General features: G+C 69.9%; 18 protein-coding genes and 3 pseudogenes. 11 read left to right on the forward strand and 10 right to left on the reverse strand.

Annotation, left to right across the window (positions count from 1 at the left end; translation table 11 throughout):
• Positions 1 to 13 precede the first annotated feature (13 nt).
• The 8 genes and pseudogenes from AC1UE4_RS23580 to AC1UE4_RS23615 all read right to left on the reverse strand — a co-directional run.
• Positions 14 to 739: pseudogene (locus AC1UE4_RS23580) on the reverse strand (SDR family oxidoreductase); the annotation flags it as partial.
• Between the two features lie 63 nt (positions 740 to 802).
• Complete coding sequence (locus AC1UE4_RS23585; protein WP_482919778.1) at positions 803 to 1,483, reverse strand: zinc-binding dehydrogenase; 681 nt, start codon at positions 1,481 to 1,483, stop codon at positions 803 to 805.
• Between the two features lie 307 nt (positions 1,484 to 1,790).
• Positions 1,791 to 2,006 (reverse strand): annotated as a pseudogene (locus AC1UE4_RS23590) (hypothetical protein); the annotation flags it as partial.
• Positions 2,007 to 2,033: 27 nt separating this feature from the next.
• A complete protein-coding gene (locus AC1UE4_RS23595) occupies positions 2,034 to 2,684 on the reverse strand; it encodes an SDR family oxidoreductase (protein WP_482919779.1) in 651 nt (216 codons plus the stop codon).
• A gap of 127 nt (positions 2,685 to 2,811) precedes the next feature.
• Entirely contained in the window at positions 2,812 to 3,051 is a 240-nt protein-coding gene (locus tag AC1UE4_RS23600; RefSeq protein ID WP_482919780.1) for an SDR family oxidoreductase, read from the reverse strand.
• A gap of 121 nt (positions 3,052 to 3,172) precedes the next feature.
• Positions 3,173 to 3,700 (reverse strand): annotated as a pseudogene (locus AC1UE4_RS23605) (SDR family oxidoreductase); the annotation flags it as partial.
• 389 nt (positions 3,701 to 4,089) lie between these two features.
• Positions 4,090 to 4,950, reverse strand: a complete 861-nt coding sequence (locus AC1UE4_RS23610; protein WP_482919781.1) for an SDR family NAD(P)-dependent oxidoreductase — start codon at positions 4,948 to 4,950, stop codon at positions 4,090 to 4,092.
• Between the two features lie 2 nt (positions 4,951 to 4,952).
• Positions 4,953 to 6,095: an acyl-CoA dehydrogenase family protein gene (locus tag AC1UE4_RS23615; protein ID WP_482919782.1), complete on the reverse strand. Its 1,143-nt coding sequence runs from the start codon at positions 6,093 to 6,095 to the stop codon at positions 4,953 to 4,955.
• 122 nt (positions 6,096 to 6,217) lie between these two features.
• Between AC1UE4_RS23615 and AC1UE4_RS23620 the strand changes: the two genes are divergently transcribed.
• Positions 6,218 to 6,928 (forward strand): tyrosine-protein phosphatase, encoded by a 711-nt coding sequence (locus tag AC1UE4_RS23620; protein WP_482919783.1) that lies wholly within the window; start codon positions 6,218 to 6,220, stop codon positions 6,926 to 6,928.
• A gap of 13 nt (positions 6,929 to 6,941) precedes the next feature.
• Here the strand turns inward: AC1UE4_RS23620 and AC1UE4_RS23625 are convergent, their stop codons facing one another.
• Positions 6,942 to 7,886 (reverse strand): LLM class F420-dependent oxidoreductase, encoded by a 945-nt coding sequence (locus AC1UE4_RS23625; protein ID WP_482919784.1) that lies wholly within the window; start codon positions 7,884 to 7,886, stop codon positions 6,942 to 6,944.
• A gap of 192 nt (positions 7,887 to 8,078) precedes the next feature.
• Here AC1UE4_RS23625 and AC1UE4_RS23630 point away from each other — a divergent pair, with 192 nt between their 5' ends.
• Complete coding sequence (locus tag AC1UE4_RS23630) at positions 8,079 to 9,179, forward strand: sugar ABC transporter substrate-binding protein (protein ID WP_482919785.1); 1,101 nt, start codon at positions 8,079 to 8,081, stop codon at positions 9,177 to 9,179.
• 89 nt (positions 9,180 to 9,268) lie between these two features.
• On the opposite strand, the gene AC1UE4_RS23635 is transcribed toward AC1UE4_RS23630, so the two are convergent.
• A complete protein-coding gene (locus AC1UE4_RS23635; protein WP_482919786.1) occupies positions 9,269 to 10,681 on the reverse strand; it encodes a TLP1 C-terminal extension domain-containing protein in 1,413 nt (470 codons plus the stop codon).
• 372 nt (positions 10,682 to 11,053) lie between these two features.
• Between AC1UE4_RS23635 and AC1UE4_RS23640 the strand changes: the two genes are divergently transcribed.
• From AC1UE4_RS23640 to AC1UE4_RS23680, 9 genes are all read left to right on the forward strand, one after another.
• Positions 11,054 to 12,544, forward strand: coding sequence for a flavin-containing monooxygenase (locus AC1UE4_RS23640; RefSeq protein ID WP_482919787.1), 1,491 nt, complete (start codon positions 11,054 to 11,056; stop codon positions 12,542 to 12,544).
• A gap of 15 nt (positions 12,545 to 12,559) precedes the next feature.
• Positions 12,560 to 13,603, forward strand: a complete 1,044-nt coding sequence (locus tag AC1UE4_RS23645; RefSeq protein WP_482919788.1) for a DUF7064 domain-containing protein — start codon at positions 12,560 to 12,562, stop codon at positions 13,601 to 13,603.
• A 15-nt stretch (positions 13,604 to 13,618) separates the two neighbouring features.
• Positions 13,619 to 14,734 (forward strand): phosphotransferase family protein, encoded by a 1,116-nt coding sequence (locus AC1UE4_RS23650; protein ID WP_482919789.1) that lies wholly within the window; start codon positions 13,619 to 13,621, stop codon positions 14,732 to 14,734.
• Positions 14,735 to 14,844: 110 nt separating this feature from the next.
• Positions 14,845 to 15,762: an alpha/beta hydrolase fold domain-containing protein gene (locus AC1UE4_RS23655; RefSeq protein ID WP_482919790.1), complete on the forward strand. Its 918-nt coding sequence runs from the start codon at positions 14,845 to 14,847 to the stop codon at positions 15,760 to 15,762.
• A gap of 36 nt (positions 15,763 to 15,798) precedes the next feature.
• On the forward strand, positions 15,799 to 16,683 hold the full coding sequence (locus AC1UE4_RS23660) for a DUF7064 domain-containing protein (protein WP_482919791.1): 885 nt from the start codon (positions 15,799 to 15,801) through the stop codon (positions 16,681 to 16,683).
• Between the two features lie 4 nt (positions 16,684 to 16,687).
• Positions 16,688 to 19,345 carry a PEP/pyruvate-binding domain-containing protein gene (locus tag AC1UE4_RS23665; RefSeq protein ID WP_482919792.1) on the forward strand — a complete coding sequence of 886 codons (2,658 nt, stop codon included), beginning with the start codon at positions 16,688 to 16,690 and terminating at the stop codon, positions 19,343 to 19,345.
• A 17-nt stretch (positions 19,346 to 19,362) separates the two neighbouring features.
• Complete coding sequence (locus AC1UE4_RS23670; protein WP_482919793.1) at positions 19,363 to 20,535, forward strand: LLM class flavin-dependent oxidoreductase; 1,173 nt, start codon at positions 19,363 to 19,365, stop codon at positions 20,533 to 20,535.
• Positions 20,536 to 20,572: 37 nt separating this feature from the next.
• Complete coding sequence (locus AC1UE4_RS23675; protein WP_482919794.1) at positions 20,573 to 21,100, forward strand: nuclear transport factor 2 family protein; 528 nt, start codon at positions 20,573 to 20,575, stop codon at positions 21,098 to 21,100.
• A gap of 80 nt (positions 21,101 to 21,180) precedes the next feature.
• Complete coding sequence (locus AC1UE4_RS23680) at positions 21,181 to 22,050, forward strand: aspartate/glutamate racemase family protein (RefSeq protein WP_482919795.1); 870 nt, start codon at positions 21,181 to 21,183, stop codon at positions 22,048 to 22,050.
• The last annotated feature ends 92 nt before the right edge of the window (positions 22,051 to 22,142 follow it).

Genomic DNA, 22,142 nt, shown 5'->3' on the forward strand with positions numbered 1-22,142 from the left:
TGGCCTCGTCGCGCTAGAGACGCGCCCGGATCCGGCCGTCTAGCACCTCGTTGGCGCCGTCGACCACGAAGCAGGTGCCGTTGGCGAACCAGGCCTCGTCATCGGCAAGGAACGCGAAGGCGGCCGCGACGTCGTCCGCGGTTGCGGCCCTGCGCTGTGGCGACACCACTTCCAGGACCGCGCGGGCGCCGGCCATGTCATCCGCCCGACCGGTGAGGACGGAGGCGAGCAGCGGCGTCAAGTGCGATCCGGGCGCTACGGCGTTGACGCGGATGTCGTGCGCGACGAGCTCGACCGCGACGGCCTTCGTCAGCCCGATCACCGCGTGTTTCGCGGCGGTGTACGCGGCGGGAGCCAGGCCTCCCTGGAGGCCGGCCGTGCTGGCTGTGTTGAGGATCACGCCGCTGCGCCGCGGGATCATGACCCGCGCCGCGTGCTTGCATCCCAGAAACACGCCGCGGAGATCCACCGCGATCGTGCGGTCCCACTCGTCCGTGTCGGTGGTCGCGATCGACTCGAGCGGCCCGAGGATGCCGGCGTTGTTGACCATGATGTCGACGCGGCCCCAGCGTGCGACCGCCGCATCGACGGACGCGGCGATGTCGCCCTCCCTCGTGACGTCGGCGCGGTGCACATCGACCGCGTCGCCGAGCTCGTCGGCGACGCCGCGGGCACGGTCCTCTTCGACATCCACGATCAGGCACGATGCCCCATCGTGGGCGAACCGCCTCGCGATCGCCTCACCGAGGCCCTAAGCTGCCCCGTCACGATCGCGGTCTTGCCGTCCAGGCGCCCCATCCGCTCAGGGCGCCAGCGCGGGGGCGGTGGCGCGGTCGCGCGGCACACCGGCCGGGTCCGGCGCGACCCTGACGAGTCGCTTGCCGAAGCTGCGGCCGGTCTGGAGGTCGACCATCGCCGCGGGCGCGCTTTCGAGCCCCTCGGTCACGGTGTCGATCTGACGGATCTTGCCCTCCGCGACGAGTTCGGTGAGGTGGCGCTCGGCCTGGGGGAAGCGGGGCCCGTAGTAGACGAAGTTGATGCCCAGCAGGCTCGCGCGTTTGATCACGAGGATCAGCGGGACGCTGGACGGCCCGACGTGCTCCTTGTTGTACTGCGAGACGGCGCCACAGCAGGCGACGCGACCACCCTCGTTCATGTGATGGGTGAGCACGAGGTCGAGGATGGGGCCGGCGACGTTGTCGAAGTACGAAACGACGCCGTCGGGGCAGGCCGCGGCGAGCTGCGCCTCGAAGTCGTCGCTGCGGTAGTTCACGCCCGCGTCGAAGCCGAGATCCTGCTCCAGGAACCGGGCCTTCTCCTCGGATCCGACGATGCCGACCACGCGCGCGCCGCGCAGGCGCGCCACCTGGCCCGCGATGCTGCCGACGCCTCCGAGAGCAGCGGAGACGAGGAACGTCTCGCCCAGCGCAGGCTTGGCGACATCCTGCACGCCGAAGTAGCCGGCGAGGCCGGAGCAGCCCATCAGCCCTGCGTGGAGGGTGAGCGGAGCGAGGGGCTCGAACGGCCTGGCCCAGCGGGCCGGCACGGCCGCGTACTCCTGCGGCGACGCAGTGCACCAGATCGCCGTCCGAGAGGTCCGTCCCGTTCGCATCGACCACTTCCGACACGGTGAACGCGTCCATCACGTCGCCGGGCCGGAGCAGACCCTTGCGCGAGTCGCGCAGTGGCTGCGCCAGCCGCGAGACCTCGAGCGGCATGTCGTCCTCTGCGGGGGCATCGTCCGCCTCCGACACCGGCTTCATGCCGCTCATCGAGCTGTCCTCGTACGCCTCGTTCGCGCCGAACCAGAGACGATTGGCCGCGTCCAGCGAGATCACGATGTTCCGCACGAGAACCTCGCCCGAGCGGAGGGTCGGGACGTCACCGTCGACGACGCGGAAGTGGCTCTCGTCGATGAGTCCGTCAGAAGTGGCCGCGACGAGGACTTGGCGGTTGCCGCTCACGTCGTTGCTCCGCTGCGAGATCGTCGACCCAGGAAAGGACACGGTGTCAGAGGCAGCACAAAACGTCAATCACGCGGGATCGAGGACGTTCCCGTGGGTGAAGACCAGGCCGGCGTCGACGGGAACCTCCGCCGCGGTGATGTACGACGACTCATCTCTGGCGAGGAAGACGAGCAGGGCGGCGACTTCGCTGGGTTCGGCGACGCGACCGAGAGCTCCGCTGGCCGTGCTGGGGTCGATGCCCTCGAGCATCGGCGTGAGGATCGAGCCCGGGTGCACCGAGTTCGAGCGCACGTTGAACGGCCCGAGCTCGCTCGCGACCGACTTCGTGAGACCACGGATCCCGAACTTCGAGGCTGTGTATCCGTGGATCGCCGGGAAGCCGACGAGGCCTGCTGCCGACGAGATGTTGATGACGGAAGAGGGAGCCGACGCCTTGAGGTGGGGCGTCGCGGCCTTGATGCCGAGGAACGCGCTCTTGAGGTTGATGTCGAGGATCCGGTCCCAGTCTTCGACCGAGTAGTCCTCCAGGAGCCTGTTGTTGGTGATGCCCGCGTTGTTGATGAGGACGTTCAGCGCTCCGAAGCGCTCGACGGTGAGCTCCACGGCCGCGTCCCAGTCCGCCGCGTCGGTGACGTCGAGGTGCGTGAAGACCGCGTCGTCGGACGCGATGCGCTGCTCGAGGGCGGCGCCTTCGTCGTCGAGGACATCGCCGAACACGACCTTGCCGCCCTCCGCGACGATCGCGTCGACGGTCGCCGCGCCGATCCCCGCGCACCGCCGGTCACCAGCGCCACCTTGTTGCTGAGTCTCGCCATGATGCTGCCTGCTTTCTGGCCGTGTCTCGCTAGCGGCTGTCTCGGCCGGTCTCGGCCTTCGTCCGCGCGACCTCATCGGCCGCTTCGAGGAAGACGCGGGTGGTACTGCCGACGTTCGTGGTGATGCTGCGCTCGCCGGCCGTGACCTCCGTGGTGCCGCCCATGTTGACGCTGGTGATGCCGGCGTCGACCAGGATCGACGTGCCGCTGACGAACGTGGAGAGATCGCTTGCGAGGTAGATCGCCGCGCCGGCGATGTCGGACGGCACCCCGACCCTCCCGATCGGGTACTCCCTTGAGGGGCGCGGCCACGTGCTCGGTGAACTCGTCAGCCTGCTCGGCCGGAACGCCGAAGGCGCCCGCGAAGATGGGGCTGGCGATGGCGCCGGGGATGATGGCGTTCGATCGGATCCCTTCCGCGCCGAACTCGAAGGTGGCTTGACGCACGATCCCGAGGATGGCCGCCTTCGCGGCGACGTAGCCGATCGGCGAAAACCCTCCTTGCAGGGCTCCGATGCTGGACGTGCTGATGATCGAGCCGCCCGAACCCTGGCTCCGGAACTGGCGCACGGCGTGCTTGTGGCCGGCCAGAACAGACCACGCCAGCAGCCGCGTCGTCTCGAGGAAGCCGTCGCACGTGACGTCGGCGATGGGCGAGCGATCGCCTGCGTGGCCGGCGTTGTTGAACATCACATCGAGCCGGCCGAATGCTGCGACAGCGGCGTCCACGGCTGCCGCGATCTGCTCCTCCTCGCGGACGTCGCAGTGAACGCAGACGGCGTTCCCGCCGAGGTCCTCCGCGAGGCGGTCCCCGGGCTCATCCTGGATGTCCGCGATGATCACCTTCGCGCCCTCGGCGACGAACGCCTCGACGGTCCCGCGACCGATGCCGCTCGCGCCGCCGGTGACGATCGCCACCTTGCCGGTGAGATCTCAGGCACAGAACATTTCGCGGGTCGACCACTCGAACGTCGCGAGCCTACGGTGACCGCACGGAAATGTCAACACCACGTCAGTAGATATCAGATTGACAGCGAGCTGACGGAGCGATACCTTAGCGCGGATCCACGACTACGGAGTCGACGATGAAGCCCTGTACGGTCACACCTCTCACGGCGGCTGAAGCGCGCACCTTCAAGGCGCAGCCCCCCTCGGCGCGGCTACGCGCGCCGAACGATCCGACGGGTCAGTCGGCCCGCAACGGCGGCGGGAAGCGCGAGCGCGAATCCGGGACGCGCGGCTTCTCGTCCTGACGCCCGTTGTGCCGCGCAGGCGGCGACCGTCGCCATGGCGTCGGGTCGGCGTGCTCAGCGAACGCTGGGAGGGCGCCGGACGACGATCGAGCGGCCCGTCGTCCCGTGGTCCATGCCGGACGCCCCGCGCGGATTGATGCCGAGCCGGCTCAGGAAGTCGGATCCCGGGCCGGCAGCGATCAGCCCGCCGTCCACGACGAGGTCGGTTCCCGTGACGAAGCGCGCGTCGTCGCCGGCCAAGAACGCGATGACGCTCGCCACGTCGTCGGGTGTGCCGTGCGACGGCCACGGCTGTGCGTCGTCGAGCGCTGCCAGGTACGCCTCGCGCGATGACGTGGACAGCGCCGTCGCAAGGACGCCGGGGCTCACGGCGACGACCCGTACGCGATCGCCCGCCAGCTCCATCGCGGCGGACCGCGTGAAGTTGACGACCGCTGCCTTGGCCGCGGAGTAGGCGTGCGGCGCGACCGCGCCGCTGTACGCCGCGACGGACGCGACGTTGACCACGACGCCGCCGGCGCCGGACCGCGCGAACGCGCGGGCCGCCGCGCGGGTGCCCAGGAACACGCCGCGCATGAGGACGGCGAACGTCTGGTCCCAATCGGCGACGTCCGTGTCGGCCAGACGGCCGAAGGCTCCTCCGATGCCCGCGTTGTTGACCATGAGCGTCAGCGGACCGAAGCGCTCAGCGATCTCGACCGCGGCATCGACATCCGCTTCGGCGCTCACGTCGACGCGAACGAAGGCAGCGCGCCCGGGGAGATCGGCGGCGATCGTGGCGGTCTCCTTCCCTGACGCCTCGTTGAGATCGGCACAGACGACGTCGTATCCGTCCCGTAGAAGCCGGAGGCTCGTCGCGCGGCCGATCCCGCTCCCCGCCCCGGTCACGACCGCGACGCCCCGCTTGTCGCTCATGCCTACAGCCCGTACGTGCTGGCGATGATCTGGCGCTGGATCTCGCTGGTGCCGCCGACGATCGGCATCACCAGGGCGCGCCGGACGTGCGCTTCCATCTCGTACTCGCTGGCGTAGCCGTACCCGCCCATCATCTGCATGCCCTCGAGGGCGACGCGCTTGGCAAGCTCCGTGCTCTTGAGCTTCGCCATCGACGCCTCCCGCGGGAACGTCTTGCCGGGGTTCGCGTCGACGTGGCGTGCGAGGTCGTAAATCATCAGGCGGCAGCACTCGATCTCCGTGGCGAGGTCGGCGATCCGGTGCGCGAGAGACTGGAAGGTGCCGATCGGCCGGCCGAACTGCTTGCGCTCCTTGACGTACTGCAGCGCGTCTGCGAACGAGCGCTGGGCCATCGCGATGGCCTGCGCGGCGATGATGAGGCGCTCGTGGTTCAGGCCCGCCATGAGCTGGCGCCAGCCGTCGCCGGGGGTGCCGACCAGTGATTCGGCGGGGACGGCGCAGTCGGTGAAGTAGACGTCATTGACCTCGCGGCCGCCCATCGTCTCGATCCCGCGGATCTCCACGCCCGGCGCGTCAGTGGGAACGGAGATCATCGACAGCCCCTCGTGCTTGCTCGCGCCCGAGTCGGTGCGGGCGATGAGGAGGATGTGCTTCGCGACGTGCGCCGCCGAGATCCAGGTCTTCTGGCCGTTGATGACGTAGTGGCCGTCGTCTCGTTCGGCCCTGCACGTGAGGCTGCCCACGTCCGATCCGGCCCCGGGCTCGCTCATCGCGATGCACTCGACAGTGCCCTCCGCGATGCCGCGGAGGATGTCGTCCTTCTGCTCCTCGGAGCCGAAGCGCTCGTACGCGCCGCCGACGATCAGCGACACGCCCATCCCGGCGAGCGGGAGAAGGCCCCTATGCACTTCCTCGATGAGCAGGCACATGTCGACGGCGCCGCCACCGCTGCCGCCGTACTCCTCCGGCACGCACGCGCCGAGGTAGCCGAGCTCGGCGAGCTTGCCGTATACGGCTGCGCTATGGCCATGTTCCTCGGGCTTGGCGAGACCCAGCCGCTGCTCGTGCGTACCCGCTTCCCGCCGACAGAAGTCGCGCAACGCTTCTACGAATGACTGCTGCTCTTCGGTGAGCGCGATGGGCATCCGAATCCTCGCTCGAATCGCTGACGGATCGTCGAATACATGACTGGGCGTACTCTAGCTGATAGGTTGACAGCGAGATGGCGCTTGTTTCCGAGTGTCGATTCGCTGCCCCTCCGCGGCGCATGCAGAACCTGCGCGACGTCGGCGGCATCTCGACGTACGACGGAGAACGGGTCCGCGCCGGCGTGCTGCTGCGTGGGGACGCTCCGTATGCGGGCGACGTGGAGCCGGAGCAGATCGGCTGGCCCCCCGCGCTCGTCATCGATCTGCGCTCGCCGGGCGAGGGCGACGACCCTCATCCGCTGGCGGGGCCGGCAACGGAGATCGTCGCGGTTCCGCTGCTGCGAGCCGCCAACGCCGTCGAGGCCTCACTGCACGACAACGTGCCGTCTGACCTCGAGGCGATCTACGACGAGATCCTCGACGTCCCGGGATCGCTGGTCGAAGTGCTCCGGCTGATCGCGCGGGCGCCCGCCCCGGTGCTGGTGCACTGCTCCGCCGGGAAGGACCGGACCGGAGTCGTCGTCGCGTTGACGCTCGCTGCGGTGGGCGCGAGGCGCGACGAGATCGTCGCCGACTACGTGCGGACCGACCCGAACATGTCCGGCGTCGTGTCGCGCTACGGCGCCCGGCTGGGACAAGAGGACCGTGCCTACGTCGCGCGGCTGCTCGAGGCGCGGTCCGAGTTGCTCACCGCGCCGGCGCGCGCGATCGAGCGTGTGCTCGATGCCGCCGGCGGTCGGGCCGGCGGCATCGAGAGGTGGCTGCTGCAGCAGGGCCTCGGCCGGAGCGATCTCGCCGCCCTGCGTCATCGCCTGGTCGTGCGGCGCTAGCGCGACGCGCCGATCATGCGGCGGCCTCGAGCTTCGCGGCCGGCTGCACCCACTCCTCGGCGAGCTGCTCGAGCGCCGGGCGAATCGCATCGGCTCCTACCGCCTCGTCCACGCGCGCATAGAAGCCGCCGCCCGCGGCGGCGAGGTGGTGCGGCTGCAGCATGAGCTCGTGGGCGCCCGTCGCGGCGTAGTCGCCGATCATGTCCGGCGTCATGTCGAAGAGGCCGCCGATCACGATCTCGAAGTCCTCGTCCGAGCGCCCCTGCTCGTCGAGCAGCTCGCGCAGGACGCTGATTCGCTCGGTGGTCTCGTCCGGCGTGAGGTTGTAGAGGAAGATGCCGTTGCAGTAACGCGCGGCGCGCTTGAGCGCGAGGTCCGAGTGCCCGCCGTAGACGATCGGGATCGTGCCGTTGACCGGCTTCGGATAGCAGAGGACGTTCTCGAAGGAGACAAACTCGCCGCGGTACGTGCTCGAGGGCTGCTCCCAGAGCGCGCGCATGGCTTCGACGTACTCGCGCGTGCGCTTGCCGCGGCCCTCCCAGGGCAAGGGGTTGGAAGGCGGCTGCATCGCCTCGAACTCCTCCCGCAGCCATCCGACGCCGATCCCGAGGACGAAGCGCCCGGTGCTCAGGCAATCGACGGTGGCGACGAGCTTCGCCAAGAGCAGCGGGTTGTAGTGGGGCACCAGCAGCACGCCCGTCGCGAACCGGAGCCGCTCGGTGATCGAGGCGCAGTACGCGAACGCAGGGAGCGGATTGAGCGCAGGTGTCGTGTAGTCGACGGGGATCTCCGCGCCGCGCGCGTACGGGTACGGCGATTCGAACGTCTCCGGGAAGACGATGTGCTCGCCCGCCCAGAGGGTCGCGAAACCCAGCTCGTCGCAGCCCGTGGCAAGCGCTTTGGCTATGTCGGGGCGTGCGGTGTCGCCGAACCCCAGCGTGCCGATACCGATCTTCATGAGGACTCCTTCGCGTGCGGCTGCCATTGCTGACGAGGATCTCAGAGCCTACACGCAACGCTGATTCTTGACGAGACGTATGAGAATGACATAGCGTTAGTGAACGGCCGACAGCGGCCGGCAAGGTCTTCGGAAGGAGCATCGATGTTCAATGGAGTCAGTGCGCGCCTGGGGGCGTGTCTGGTAGCGCTCGTGCTCGCGGGCGGTGTGGCCGCCTGCGGCGACGACGAAGAGGCCGAGGGCGGGAGCTCGGGTTCTGCCGCCACCACCGCAGCTGCCGAGCCCACCGCGACCGGCGGCATCGCCGAGGCGAAGAAGCGGGCCGAGGAGCTGGCGAACCCGCCGCAGTACGAGGTCGCGGCGCTCCCCAAGACGCCGCCGAAGGGCAAGCGTGTGGCCCAGGTGAACTGCGCCGTCCCGTCGTGCACGCCCGGCGCGCTGGCGGAGCCGGTCAAGGCGCTGGGGTGGAGCCTCAAGGTCCACGACTACGACGTCACGAAGGGCCCAACCGACATGGCCCGGGCGCTGAACGAGGCCATCAGGAGCAAGCCCGACTACATCGTGGCGACGTTCGTCTTCCCGGCGGCTACGACGGGCAAGGCGTTGCAAGAGGCCGAGGCCGCGGGGATCCCGGTCGTCGCGGTCGGCGCCGAGACGCCCAACGGGAACCCGGTCCCGGGCGCCGTAGCGTCGACGCAGAACGCGGCGGCCTTCGTCGCGCTCGGCAAGGATCAGGGGGCCGCCATCATCGCGGACGCCGGCGAGCCGACGAACGTGGCGGTCGTGTACGACAAGACCACGCCGACGCTGTCGGAGATCGCGATGGGCATCAAGGACGGGCTCAAGGAATACGGCGAGGGGACCAAGTCGGAGGATGTGCTCGTCAGCCTGGCGAAGCCCCCGACCGAGAACGTGTCGACGATCGCGGCGTTCCTGCAGAAGAACCCAGACGTCAAGTACCTGGCGATGGCGGGCACGGTCTTCTTCGGGGGGCTCTACCCCAAGCTGAAGTCGGCTGGTCTCACCGACAAGGTCAAGCTCATCGGCAGCTTCCCGTTCCAGAACGACCTGCAGTCCCTCGAGAAGGGTGAGTGGACGGCTATGATCGGCGGCGAGAGCACCCACCAGTGGCGCGAGGCGCATCTGCTCGCCCAGCTCTCGGTCGGAGAGAAGATCGACGACCCGACCCCGGGGAACGCGACGCGGCTGATCACGAAGGACACGGTCACGCCGGAGTCGATCGACCCGCCCGGCTACAGCGACGCCTTCCTCAAGGCCTGGAACGTCGAGTAGGCCGTCGCGAAGGTGGCCGCGGGCGCGCGCGTAGTACACGCGCGCGTCCGTAGGCCGTCGGCTGTCGGCCAAGGCCGGGCCGCCGCAGCTCAGCGGGGAGTGAACACGTTGAACCGCTCACCCTCCGTCACCGTCCCGCTGAGGCCCACCGGCTCGACCTCGCCGGAGACGAGCAGGTTAAACGCGTCGCGATCGTCCGGCGGGGTGTAGGCGACGAAGCGGCTGCCCTCGGCGACGAGTCGGCCCACCACGATGCCGCGGTCGGGCTCACCCTCGCGGTTCCAGACCGCGGTGTACGTCTCGATCGTGGCTTCTCCGGCCGGCGTGTCCGCGATCGCCGGCGACGGCTCGGCGGCGACCGCCGCCTGGCGGGCGCCGCCGTCGTCTCCGGGGACGTAGCCCTGCGGCGCCGGCTCGACGCTGAGCGTCAGTGCGTGGTGCTTCGTGACGAACTCGCCTTGGCCATAGAGCAGCCCGTGTCGTCCCGCTCCGCGCCGGAGAGCCTCCACCATCGCGACCGTGCCATGGAGCATGTACTCGTTGCCGGGGCCGCCGAAGAACGTGAGCCCGCCGGCGACGGTCAACGGCTTGTCGGCCGGGAGCGCCAGTTGCTCGCGCGCCATCTTCGGCACGCACGGGAAGCAGCTGTAGATCTCGTACAGATCGATCGCCTCAGCGGTCAGTCCGCTCGCCGCCAGCGCCCCGTCGAGCGTCGCGTTCATGGCCGGCGACCGCTTGTAGCCGACGCGCGCGAGGGGATCACGGCGGTCGGTGGCGCCTGCCGCGCCCCACAGGTGCACCATGCGCTCCTCGGGCACGCCCAGCTCAGCGGCACGCTCAGCGTCCATCACGATCACGGCGGCGGCCTGGTCGACGGCGATGAGCGGGTTCATCAGCTTCGGGTACGGAAAGGCGATCATGCGGTTGGCGGGGCCCGGGGTCGCGATCTCCTCCGGCGTCCTCGGCTCGGTGAACCAGGCGGCGGGGTTGCGCGCGGCGATCGCCGAGAAGTCCGCCCACATCTCCGCCGATTCCTGTTGCGCCGCCTCGAGCGCCTGCCCGTGCGCTGCCCGAAAGGCGTTCTCGAAGAGCGGGTAGACACGCACCGGCGCACGCAGGCCGTGCCGCCACGCCTGCGGGTGGACGATGTCGCGCAGGTCGATCGGCGGCTGATCGGAGCGCTTTCCCCACGCGAGGCGGAGCCCCTGAGCATGCGCCTTCCCGATTGTGCGGAACGCTTCGGCGCCGCAGATCGCGGCGGCCGTGATCTCGCCGGCCGCGATGCGCGCCGCGGCCTCGTCGATCAACGCCGTCGGCCGCTCGCCGCCGGGGGCGCTTTCGACGGCACGGTCGGGCTTCGCGCCGACGTGCGCCGCCAGCTCACCCGCGGGGTCGGCATACGGCCACGACATGATGTTCACGACGTCAACGCTCTGGAGTGCGGACAGCGCCGCCTCGCCGATCGCGGCATCCTCGGCGGCGCTCTGCAGGGCGGCGGCCATCAGCGCCACCGGCTCCTTCGCCTCGTGCGGCTCGGCGTTGCGCAAGACGGTCTGTCCAACCCCGACGATGACCGGACGGCCGGCCCGTGAAGACCTCATCGGCCGACAGTACCACTGTCCGATGACAGTGCGTTAGATGATTGACACCGCATCTTCCGCGAGCTAAGGTGCCGACGGTGCCGAGGGTCCTCAGCAGGTTCACCGTGGCTGCGCGGGACGCGTCTCATCGCGCGCAGTCCCACGCGCGGCGGGACGCGCTCGAGGAGACGCTTCGGCGGCGGGCGGCCCGCATGGCGACGATCGCTCCTCGCCCGCGTAGCGAACGACGGTCCAGTTGATGACCCAACGAATCCAGAGGGAAATGGTGAACGCATGAGTGGATCGAACGGCGCCGGCCGGCCGCGCGTGGCGATCATCGGCGCCGGGTTCTCCGGCGTCGCGGTCGCGCACCGGCTGCGCGAGTCCGGGATCCCCTTCACGATCTTCGAGAAGGGGCACGAGGTCGGCGGGACGTGGCGGGAGAACACCTACCCGGGCCTCAAGTGCGACGTTCCTCTGTTCGGCTACTGCCTGTCGTGGGCGCCCGGGCAGGGAGGCTGGACGAAGCTGCTGGCTCCCGGCTCCGAGATCCAGCGGCAGCTCGTGAACACCGTCGACCAGCACGACCTCCGTCAGCACGTCCGCCTGAACGCCGAGGTCGTCGAGTGCCGGTGGGACGACGATGCGTGGGTCCTGACGACCGCCGATGCCGAGCACCACCGCTACGAGGTCGTCGTGCACGCCACCGGGTTCCTGCACCAGCCGAACGTCCCGAAGCTCGCCGGCCTGGAGTCGTTCGCCGGCCCGGTGCTGCACACGGCGAAGTGGGACCACAGCGTCGAGCACGCGGGCAAGCGGGTCGGCGTCATCGGCACCGGCTCGAGCGGAGTGCAGGTCACGAGCGCCATGAGCGAGACGAGCGGCGCGCTCACGCTGTTCCAGCGGACCGCGCAATGGATCTTCCCGCTGCCCGACGTCAACCTGCCGAAGCCTTTCGTCCGCGTGCTGGACCGCTCGCCGCGGCTGGCGCGGTGGGTGCGGCGGAAGGTCAACGACGTGAACGCCTACTTCCTCGGGAGGGCGTCGATCGGCGACTGCTGGCAGCGGCGGTTCTGGGCATGGATCGTTCGCACGCACCTGCGCTCCGTTCGCGACCCCGAGCTCCGCGCGATCCTCACGCCGACGTATCCGCCGCTGTGCAAGCGGACCGTCATGTCGTCGTCCTTCTACAAGGCGGTGCAGCGTCCGAACGTCACCGTGGTGCCCTACGGGGTGGACCACATCCGCGAGAACGGCGTCGTGACCACCGACGGGCGGCTCCACGAGCTCGACGTGCTTGTGCTGGCGACCGGCTTCGACAGCCATGCCTACATGCGGCCGATGAAGGTCATCGGCGAGGACGGCGTGACGGTCGACGACCTGTGGCGCGAGGGAGTCTTCAGCTACCGCACGATCGGGCTCCCGAAGATGCCGAACCTTTACATGATCATGGGCCCCTACTCGTGTCTGACGCACGTCAGCCCGCAGGAGACGGCCGAGGCGCAAGCCGGCTACATCGCGAACGCGGTCGAGGAGATGCGGACGCACGACCTCGTCTCGCTCACACCGACCCAAGCGGCTACGGACACCTTCCTCCACGAGTTGGCGGGAGCGCTGCCGAGCACCGTCTGGACCCAGTGCGTGAGCTGGTACGTCGGCAAGAACGACCTACCCGTCATGTGGCCGTGGAGTCGTGAGCACTTCTTCGAGATCATGCAGCGGCCGAATCTCGCCGACTTCGACGTGCGAACGGTCGCGGCCACTGCCGCGACCGCAGGTCAGTAGGCAGCGTTGTCGTTCGTGCTCCAGCCGCCGGAGACGGACCTGCTGGTTTCGCTGCCGGCGGAGGGCGAGAAGTGGGACCACCACACGGTCCACACGCACTACTTCGGGCTGTCAGTCGCCGAGGCGGAGCTCGGCGGCTTCGTCTACATCCGCTACCAGCCGGCGCTCGCGTCGTGCATCGGCGGCGTCGCGTTCTTCCGCGGGATGGACAACGTCCATCCGCTCGACATGGAGTTCCTCGACTACCAGATCACGATGCCGTATCCGACGGTCGACGGGAACTCGATCACGTCGGCCAACGGGCTGTGCCTCGACTTCACCGAGCCGGGGCGCGAAGTCCGCCTCACGTATCGCAGCCCCGACGGCACGACCGAGATGGACGTGGTGCAGACGGCGGTCACGCCGCTGTTCTCGCGCGGCCATGTCGTCCCGGGCGAGGACGATCACGCCGACCCGCTCCGGCGGCCGGGTGGCAGCGAGCAGTTCATGCACTGCGTCGGCGAGCTGGCCGTCCGCGGCGAGCGCTTCGCGGTGGACTGCTACGCGCCGCGCGACCGCTCGTGGCGTCAGGTCCGCACCGAAGATCCCGGCGGTGCCCGGCGCATCCCGCCGATCGCCTGGTCGCCGATGTACTTCGGCCCCGACCTCGCGTGCAACACGGTCTCGTTCGAGGACGCGGACGCGGACCCGGCGTGGGCGGGCCTCTATGACCTCCCCGAGGGCGCGCCGATGCACCACTACGCCTGGATGTACGTCAACGGCGAGGGGAGGGAGGCGACGCGCGTGCGGCGCAACGTGCTCGAGCAGCATCCCCGCACTCACGTGGCGACGAGGCAGGAGATCGAGGTGACCGACGAGGCCGGCGACGTGCACCGCTTCAGGGGCGAGGCGATCGCCGCCGCGCCCATGCCGGCGTGGCCGAACTCGGCCTTCTACGACACGGTGTATCGCTGGGAGGACGACGACGGGCGAGCCTGCCACGTCACCTACCAGGAGATGTGGTGGGACACGTACCAGCGCGCCATGAGCGATCGTGCTCGTCAGCGCGCGGGAACCTGAGTAGAGGGAGGCGCGATGGCTCTTGTCAACACGCTCGAGCCGGCGCAGGCAGGCGCCGCGCTCGCCGAGTGGTTGCGTGCGCGGATCCCGGGTGCGGCCGACGTCGAGGTCACCGACGTCGAGATCCCGAAGTCCGCCGGTCTGTCGATGATGACGATCCTCTTCAAGGCGCGCTGGCAGGGCGGCGACGAGAGGAACGAGCTCGATCTCGTCGCGCGCGTCGAGCCGTCGGGGCCGGGCATGCCGAAGAAGCCCGACGTGGCACGCGAGTACGCGCTGCTCGCTGCTCTCGGCGAGCACACCGACATCGCCGTGCCGCGGGTTCGCTGGCTGGAGGAGGACCCGGGCGTGCTCGGGTCGCCGTTCATGGTCGTCGATCGCGCCTACGGTGACGTCCCCGCGGACGACCCGCCGTACGTCGCGGCGGGCTGGGTGGTGGACCTGGCGCCGGAGGACCGCGCGAAGCTCTACGACCGGGCGCTCGAGGTCATCAAGCAGATCCAGGACGTCGACTGGCAGGCGGCCGGCCTGTCGTTCCTCGACGAGCCGGAGTTCGGGCCGCCGGGACTCGACCAGCAGATCGCCCACTGGGAGGACTACTACGAGTGGGCCCGGGCCGGGGGCGCAGGCACGACGACCATCGATGCAGCCTTCGACTGGGCCAAGGCGAACCGCCCCGCGGACGACCGGCTCGTCCTCGCTTGGGGCGACCCGCGGATCGGCAACATCATCTACGGCGACGACCTCTCGGTGCAGGCGGTGCTGGATTGGGAGTCGGCCGCCATCGCGCCGCCGGGCCTCGATCTCGGCTGGTTCTTGTTCTTCGTGCGCTACTACCACGAAGGGCTCGGGCTCCCCGTGCCCGATGGGTTGCAGAGCCGGCCGGAGCTGATCGCTCGGTACGAGGAGCTCACCGGACGGACGGCCGACGACGTGGACTTCTGGGAGGCGTTCGCCGGGCTGCGTCTCTCGATCCTGATGATGCGTGCCGGCCGGCTGATGATCGAGCTCGGTGCACTGCCGCCCGACAACCCGATGCCGGTCAGCAACCCTGCGAGCCAGCTTCTGGCGACCCTCCTCGGGCTGCAGGCGCCGGGGGAAGAGGCCGGCAACTTCATCGGCAATCGGTAGCCGGCGGCCAGTCGGCTGCCGGAGGCTCAGATTCATAACAAGGCGTCAGTTCGTGTACTATGCGTTAGCAGGCTCCCAACGATCTAGCGATCTTCGAAGAGGTGGTTGTTGTGGCGAGTGCTGAGGCGATCCAGCTGAACGAGCAGCTGCGCGCGCTGCGCGCGGGCGTGATCGGTGAGATGACGCTCGAGCAGCGTCGGGCCGGTGGTGACATCATGGGCACGTTCGCCACGCAGGCGCCTGACACGACGGTCCGCGAGGTCGATGCCGGGGGCTGTCGTGCGTTGTGGCAGGAAGGCCCCGGCGCCGACACGTCGCGCGTCATCCTCTACGTCCACGGGGGCGGCGGCGTGGTCGGCTCGGCGCGCACGCACCAGGGGCTGGTCAGCCACCTGGTCGTGGCGGCCGGATGCCCGGCGCTCAGCGTCGACTTCCGCCTGGCGCCCGAGCATCCGTTCCCGGCCGCGCTGGACGACGTGCTGGGCGCGTACCGCTGGCTCCAGGGCGAGGGCTACGCGCCCGAGCAGATCGCCTTCGGTGGCGACAGCCTCGGCGGCGGCCTGGTCCTCGGCGCGCTGATCCGGCTGCGCGACGCCGGTGAGGCGCTGCCCGCAGCGGCGATGGCGCTCTCGCCCTGGGCCGACCTGGCGATGACCGCCGAATCGATCAAGACGCGCGCCGATCGCGACCTGCTCTCCGACGACGCCACCTTCACCTACCTGCGCGACGCCTACCTCGGCGGCACCGCGGCCGACGACCCAATCGCCTCACCGCTCTACGCCGACCTCTCCGGGCTGCCGCCGCTGTACATCCAGGCCAGCGACGACGAGATCCTCGTCGACGACGCCAAGCGCCTCGCCGACCGCGCCCGCCAAGCCGGCGTAGACGTCAGCATCGACATCTACAGCGACATCCCGCACGTCTTTCAGCTCTGGGCCGGCAACCTGCCCGAAGCCGACCAGGGCATCGCCAAGCTCGGCGCCTGGGTCCGCCCTCACCTCGGCATCGCCGCCCGCGCCACCGCATGACGATGGAACCCCGGCCCCGACGGAGACGGCATCGCGATGACGGCTGACACGACGGCATCGGGCTGGGGGCCGCTGGCGTACCCGCTCCACGAGTCGGTTCCGTTCGGGGACGGCAAGGCGCCGTGGAAGGACAACGCCTACCTGGCGTTCTGGGATCCGGGCCAGGACGCCTTCGGAGTGATCCACGTCTCGACGTCGCCCAACTTCAAGGGGCGGCGCGCCCGCGCCAGCGTCAGCTTGGGCGGCATCGTGGCGGAGGTGGTCGAGGAGCTGCCGCCGGCGTCCTACGCAGGCGAGTCGATCTCCTTCGACCTGGCCGGCCCGATCGAGGTGCATCACCCGGATCTCACGCTGAGCCTCGAATGCCGGCCGAAGTTCGCGCTTGGCGATTACGGGCCGGTGATCCCCCCGATGGGCGGCGAGCCGGTGAAGCACTACCAGCAGACCGCAGCGTGCGAAGGCCGGTGCGTCGTCAAGGGGCGCGAGGCGCAGCTGACGGCCACCGGCATCCGTGACCGGACGTGGGGCTACCGCGACGAGTCCACCGGCATCGTCGAGTACGTCTGGTTCTTCATCAGCTTCCCCGACTTCTCGCTGTCGGCGATGCGGTTCCTCGGCGAGGGAGGCACCGACCGGCTCGAGGGCTACCTGCTGGGCGAGGACGCGGCCCGCCCGATCTCGAGCGTCGAGGTCGTTCGGGACGCCAGCGGTCTGTGCGCCGAGGGGCGGTTCGGGGTCGAGGGCGGCGACCGGATGGACATCAGGGCGCGGGTCCGGCGCGGGGGCTTCTGGGTGCCGATGGGCTGGGAGCGCCACGGCCCGACGCTGAGCTCGTACAACGAGTTCTGCGACTTCCGCACCGCGGACGGGCTCGATGGCTTCGGCGTCGTCGAGCACGGCATCGTCCGGCAGCTCTTCTAGCGCCATGACGCCGCCCGACTCGTCTCCCTCGCCGTACGTCCTCCCTCTGGCAGCGTGCGGGCCCGAGGCGGCGGCCGCCGTCGGGGGCAAGGCTGCCGGCCTCGGTGCCCTCATCGAGCACGGCCTCCGGGTGCCGGCCGGCTTCGCCGTGACGACCGCGGCGTACAAGCGCGCCGTCGCCGGCATCGCGGACGTGATCGAGCAGGCCCTCGCGCTGGCCGGCTCGCCGTCAGGAGACGAGGAGGCGTCCGGCCGCATCCAGGCGCTCTTCACCGAGGCGCTGCTCGACGAGGCCGCGGCCGACATAGAGACCGCGTATCGGGAGCTCGGGTCGGAATCGGACACGCCCGTGGCCGTGCGCTCGAGCGCGACGGCGGAGGACCGCGCGGACGCGTCGTTCGCGGGGCAGCAGGACACCTACCTCTGGATCCGCGGCATCGAGGAGGTCAAGCGGCACGTCGTCAAGTGCTGGGCGAGTCTGTTCACGCCGCGGGCGATCGGATATCGCGCGCGCCTGAACGTCCCGCTGGAGGGGCTGGCGATGGGCGTCGTCGTCCAGGAGATGGTGCCGGCGGAGGCGGCGGGGGTGGTGATGACGCTCGACCCGGTGAGCGGCGACCCATCGCGGATCGTCATCGAGTCGGCGCTCGGCCTGGGCGAGATCGTCGTCCGCGGCGAGGTGAGCCCCGACGCGTTCGCCGTGGACAAGGCGACGCTCGAGGTCGTCTCCGCGGAGACCGGCAGCAAGGAGCGGGCCTACCGCTACGACGAGGCGTGCGGCGAAGTACGACTGCACGACGTGCCCGAGGCCGACCGGCGCCGGCCGTCGCTCGACGAGGCCGAGGTGGTCGCGCTGGCCGAGCTCGGGAAGCGCATCGAGGAGCGGTTCGGGGCCCCGATGGACATCGAGTGGGCGGTCGGCCGAGGGCCGTCGGGTGGGCGAGAGCCGTACCTGCTGCAGGCCCGGCCCGAGACCGTCTGGAGCCGCAAACGCCCCTCGGGCCGCAACGGCGGCGAGGACGTGCGCGGCCGGCACGACAGCTGGGACCCGCTCATGAGCTGGAGCGAGCCGAGCACCCACTGGACCACGTCGAACGTCGGTGAGGCGGCCCCCGGCGTGCAGACGCCGCTGAGCTGGACGATCTACGGGCCGAACGCGGAACGCGCGGCCCGCGAGTCCGCGTACCAGCTCGGCTGCTTCACGCGCGCGGAGGTGGACGTCCCGGCGCGCGTGGAAGACCGGTTCATTCGGGTGTTCTACGGCCGCCTCGCAGTGCGGATCGACTACATCGCGATGCTCGGCGACCGCATGCCCGGAACGACAGGACCGGACGCTGTACGGAGCGTGTTCGGTCGCGTCCCCGAGGACATGACGTTCCGCCCGACCCAAAGCCGCTATCCGATGATCGCGGTGCGCCTGCCGCTCGCCTTCCTGCGACTGCCGCGGATGCTCGCTCGCATGCAACGCGAGTACGAGGAGTGGTGGCGCCGCTCGCTCGACAGGGCACCGGCGCTCGACGAGCGCGGTGCCGTCGCGCTCATGCTCGAGGGCTCGAAGTACCACGAGCGCGCCATCGTGCTGCAGACGCTCAGCATCGTCGCGATGATCCAGCCCGTCTACGAGGCGCTGGTCAAGCTCGTCGACAAGGCCGGCGTGGGTGACCTCTCCGCGCTCTCGGGTGCCTCCGGCGGAGCCGAGATGGCCGTCGTGACCGACATCTGGCGAGCGTCGCGCGGCGAGATCGACGTCGCTGAGGTGGTGCGACGGCACGGGTTCCACGGCCCGACGGAAGGCGAGCTGTCGAGCCGGGTCTGGCGTGACGACGACGAGCCGCTGCGACGGATCATCGCCCAGTACGCGGAGCGCGACGGGTCGCACGACCCGCTGCTGCGCGACCGCGAGCGACGCGCGGTCCGAAGCGCGCTCGAGCGCGAGGTCGTCGAAGCGCTGCCCGCTCGCGACCGGGCGGGGGCGCGGCTGGTGTTGCGGCTCGCTCGCGAGCGCCTTCCCATGCGGGGGATCGCGAAGCGGTCGTTCGTGCAGGCGTTCGACGTCGTCCGCGCGGCAGCGCGCCGCCACGGTGAGCTGCTCTCTGCGAAGGGGACGCTGGACGACCCGGAGGACATCTTCTACCTGACCGTCGACGAGATCGTCCAGCGCGTTCCCGACGACGCCAGGGAACTCGTCCGGCGGCGCCGCGAGCGCCGCGATGCGTACCAGCAGCTGACGACGCCCGGGGATTGGAGCGGTCTCCCCGCCGCGGCGCCGGTCGCCGGCGCGCCGGCGGCGCCGCTCGACGCTGACGCGCAGGTCGTCCACGGTGTCGGCGTGAGCGCGGGAACGGCCGAGGGCATCGCACGGGTCGTCTTGAACCCGGACTTCGCCGAGGTGCAGCCCGACGAGATCCTGGTCGCGCCGACCACGGATCCGAGCTGGTCGTCGATCATGTTCATCTCCGCTGCCCTCGTGGTCGACATCGGCGGCGTGTTGAGCCATGCGGCGGTCGTCGCGCGCGAGCTCGAGATGCCGTGCGTAGTCAACACGCGCACAGGCACTCAGCAGATCCGGACCGGCGATCGCGTGCGCGTCAACGGCGCGACCGGCAGCGTCGAGATCCTCGAGCGGGCCATCATGCCCGAGGCAGCGCCTACGGCGGCCTGACGGAGCGAACGAGCACGATGGGTCGGCGGAACCCCCTCTACAACGACAACAAGCTCAAGCTGGGGCTCTTCTGCGCCAACAACGAGGGTGCGCTCTCGGCGAACGCTCTGCCCGAGCGCTGGCACGCGAGCTGGGAGAACAACATCGCGCTCGCGCGACTCGCGGACGAGGCCGGGCTGGAGTTCATGCTGCCCGCGTCGCGCTGGATCGGCTGGGGCGGACACGGCTACCACGAGGACGGGATCGAGTCGATCGTGTGGACCGCGGGGCTGGCGCACGCAACTCGCCAGATCGCGATCTTCGCGACGGTCCACGTGCCGATGTTCCCGCCGCTCGTGGCCGCGAAGCAGATGGCGGCGGTCGACCAGCTGCTCGAGGGCCGGTTCGGCCTTAACATCGTCTGCGGCTGGAACCAGCAGGAAGCCGCGATGTTCGGCACGGCGCTCGGCGACAAGGCGACCCAGTACGAGCAGGCGCAGGAATGGCTGGACCTCGTCCGCGTCTTCTGGAGCAGGACGAAGGAGCCGACCGACTTCGACGGGCGGTTCTACAAGGGCGTCCGGGTCGATCGCGCCCAGGGTCCCGGACCGTACGACGGCGAGCCGGTGATCTTCAACGCCGCGTTCTCCCCGACCGGCCGGGCGTTCGCTGCTCGCAACAGCGACTTCATGTTCGACGCGCCCGCGACCCTCGAGTCGGCCGCGGCCCGCGTGCGTGACATCAAGGCTGAGGCCCGCGACAAGTTCGGCCGTGACGTCGGCCTCATCGCCACCGCCCACTTCATCTGCCGGCCCACGCGCGCCGAGGCCGAGGAGTACCACCACCACGTCCTCGAGAACGCGGACGACGAAGCCGTCGACAACCTCCTCGGCGCGCTCGGCATGTACAACTCGGCCGCCGTCGAGATGGGCGCGCGGGTCCCGGAGGGAGCGGCCGTACTGCCCGAGGAGCAGTACCGTCTCGCGCGGGTCAACTTCATCACGGGCCACGGGGCCTTCGGGCCGCTCGTAGGGACCCCGGACGACGTCGCGAGCGGCTTCGCTCAACTCAGCGAGGCCGGTTACGACGGGCTCGCGCTGGGGCTCATCAACTACCTCGACGAGTTCCCGTACTTCGCCGAGGAAGTGCTTCCGCGACTCGAGGCGTTCGGGTTGCGTAACCCCGCGCTCACCGCTGCCGGTACCGGCTGACCCGGCGCCGAACTACACGATCGGATCGGAGACCTCGATGGGAGACAACATCGCCACCACCACCGCCTTGGAGACCCTGCTGGCCAAGCAGGAGATCGCCGAGCTCCTCTACCGCTATTGCCGGGGGGTCGATCGGGCCGACTGGGACCTGGTACGCAGCTGCTACCACGACGATGCCATCGACGAGCACGGCGCGTTCCGCGCCGATCCGGACGAGGCGATCGAGCAGTTCCGGGCCGTCGTCGACACGACGACGCGGACGATCCACAGCCTGTCGAACGTGCTGATCACGGTCGACGGCGACAAGGCGGGGTCCGAGTGCTTCTTTCGTGCGGCGCATCGCCTCGCGGGCGAGGAGCAGCCTCCGAAGAACCTCGTCGTCGAGGGGCGTTACGTCGATCGGGTCGAGCGCCGCGATGGCGTCTGGCGGATCGCGTATCGGACCGTCGTGTTCGACTGGGCGACGGTGGAGACGGTCGGAGACGCGTTCGACCCGGGGCCCGGTGCGCTGTGGAGCCGCCGTGACCGAGAGGACCCATCGTACGCCGTGCTGGACGATCACTGACGGAGTGTTCGGAAGTCTATCGGCTTGACTTACTTCGAACGGATCGTTTACGCTTTCGTCACCTAACCCCGGGAGGACCCATGCGTATCGCGAACCTGCTGATGGATGGCCTCGACGGCTACGACCCGTCGCCCGCGCTGGTGCGTGACGACGTCGAGGTCGAGGTCGTTCGCTTCGCGTTCCCTCCGCTGCCCTCCAACGCGACGGACACCTTGCTGACGTCGGTCGCCGCGGTTGAGGCGGCGCTCCGGGCGGAGGAACAGGGCTTCGACGCGCTCTTCATCAACTCCGTCGCCGACTACGGGTTGGCCGCGGTGCGGTCGGCGGTGCGGATCCCGGCGGTGGGAGCAGGTGAGGCGGCCATGCTGACGGCATGTGGCCTCGGTGAGCGCTTCTCCATCGTGACCGTGCTTCCCCCGTGGGTCGGCCCCTGTCTGAAGGCGCAGATGCGCGAGAGCTTCATGGCCGACCGCTGCGCCTCGATCAGGTACGTCACCAGCCCTGACGAGTACGCCGAGGGGGTCACCGCTCCCGACGGGTGGTACGTAGGGATGCGCTCTCGGCGGCGTGACATCGTCGAACGCATCGGCGCGCAGGTCCGGGCCGCGGTGGAGGAGGACGGCGCCGACGCGATCGTGCTCGGCTGCTGCTGCATGTCGCCGGCGGCCAAGGAGCTGGCCACGTACACGTCGGCGCCGGTCATCGATCCGCTCGATGCCGCTCTGCTGCATGCGGAGATGCGCGTCCGCCTCGGGGTCACGCAGTCGCCCACCTGCCACGTGCCCATGGCGGCGTCGCGACGTGACGTGGTCGAGGCCATGACCCGGGTCGCACGCGCGCCGCTCACGGCGACGCCGGTCGTCGCCGAGGAGCCGTGCGGCGACGTGTGCTCGGTCCTCGGCGAGCCGGCCCGAACCGCGAGCGCGGAGCCGCTCGCCGCGGGCGTCTAGTCGCTGCAGTGGGGGGGGGGGGGGGGGGGGGGGAGGAAACAACGGCGAGCACACATCAACAAAAGACCCAGCACCCCACAACCCCAAAACCA

It is taken from the genome of Parviterribacter kavangonensis (genome assembly GCF_056863335.1).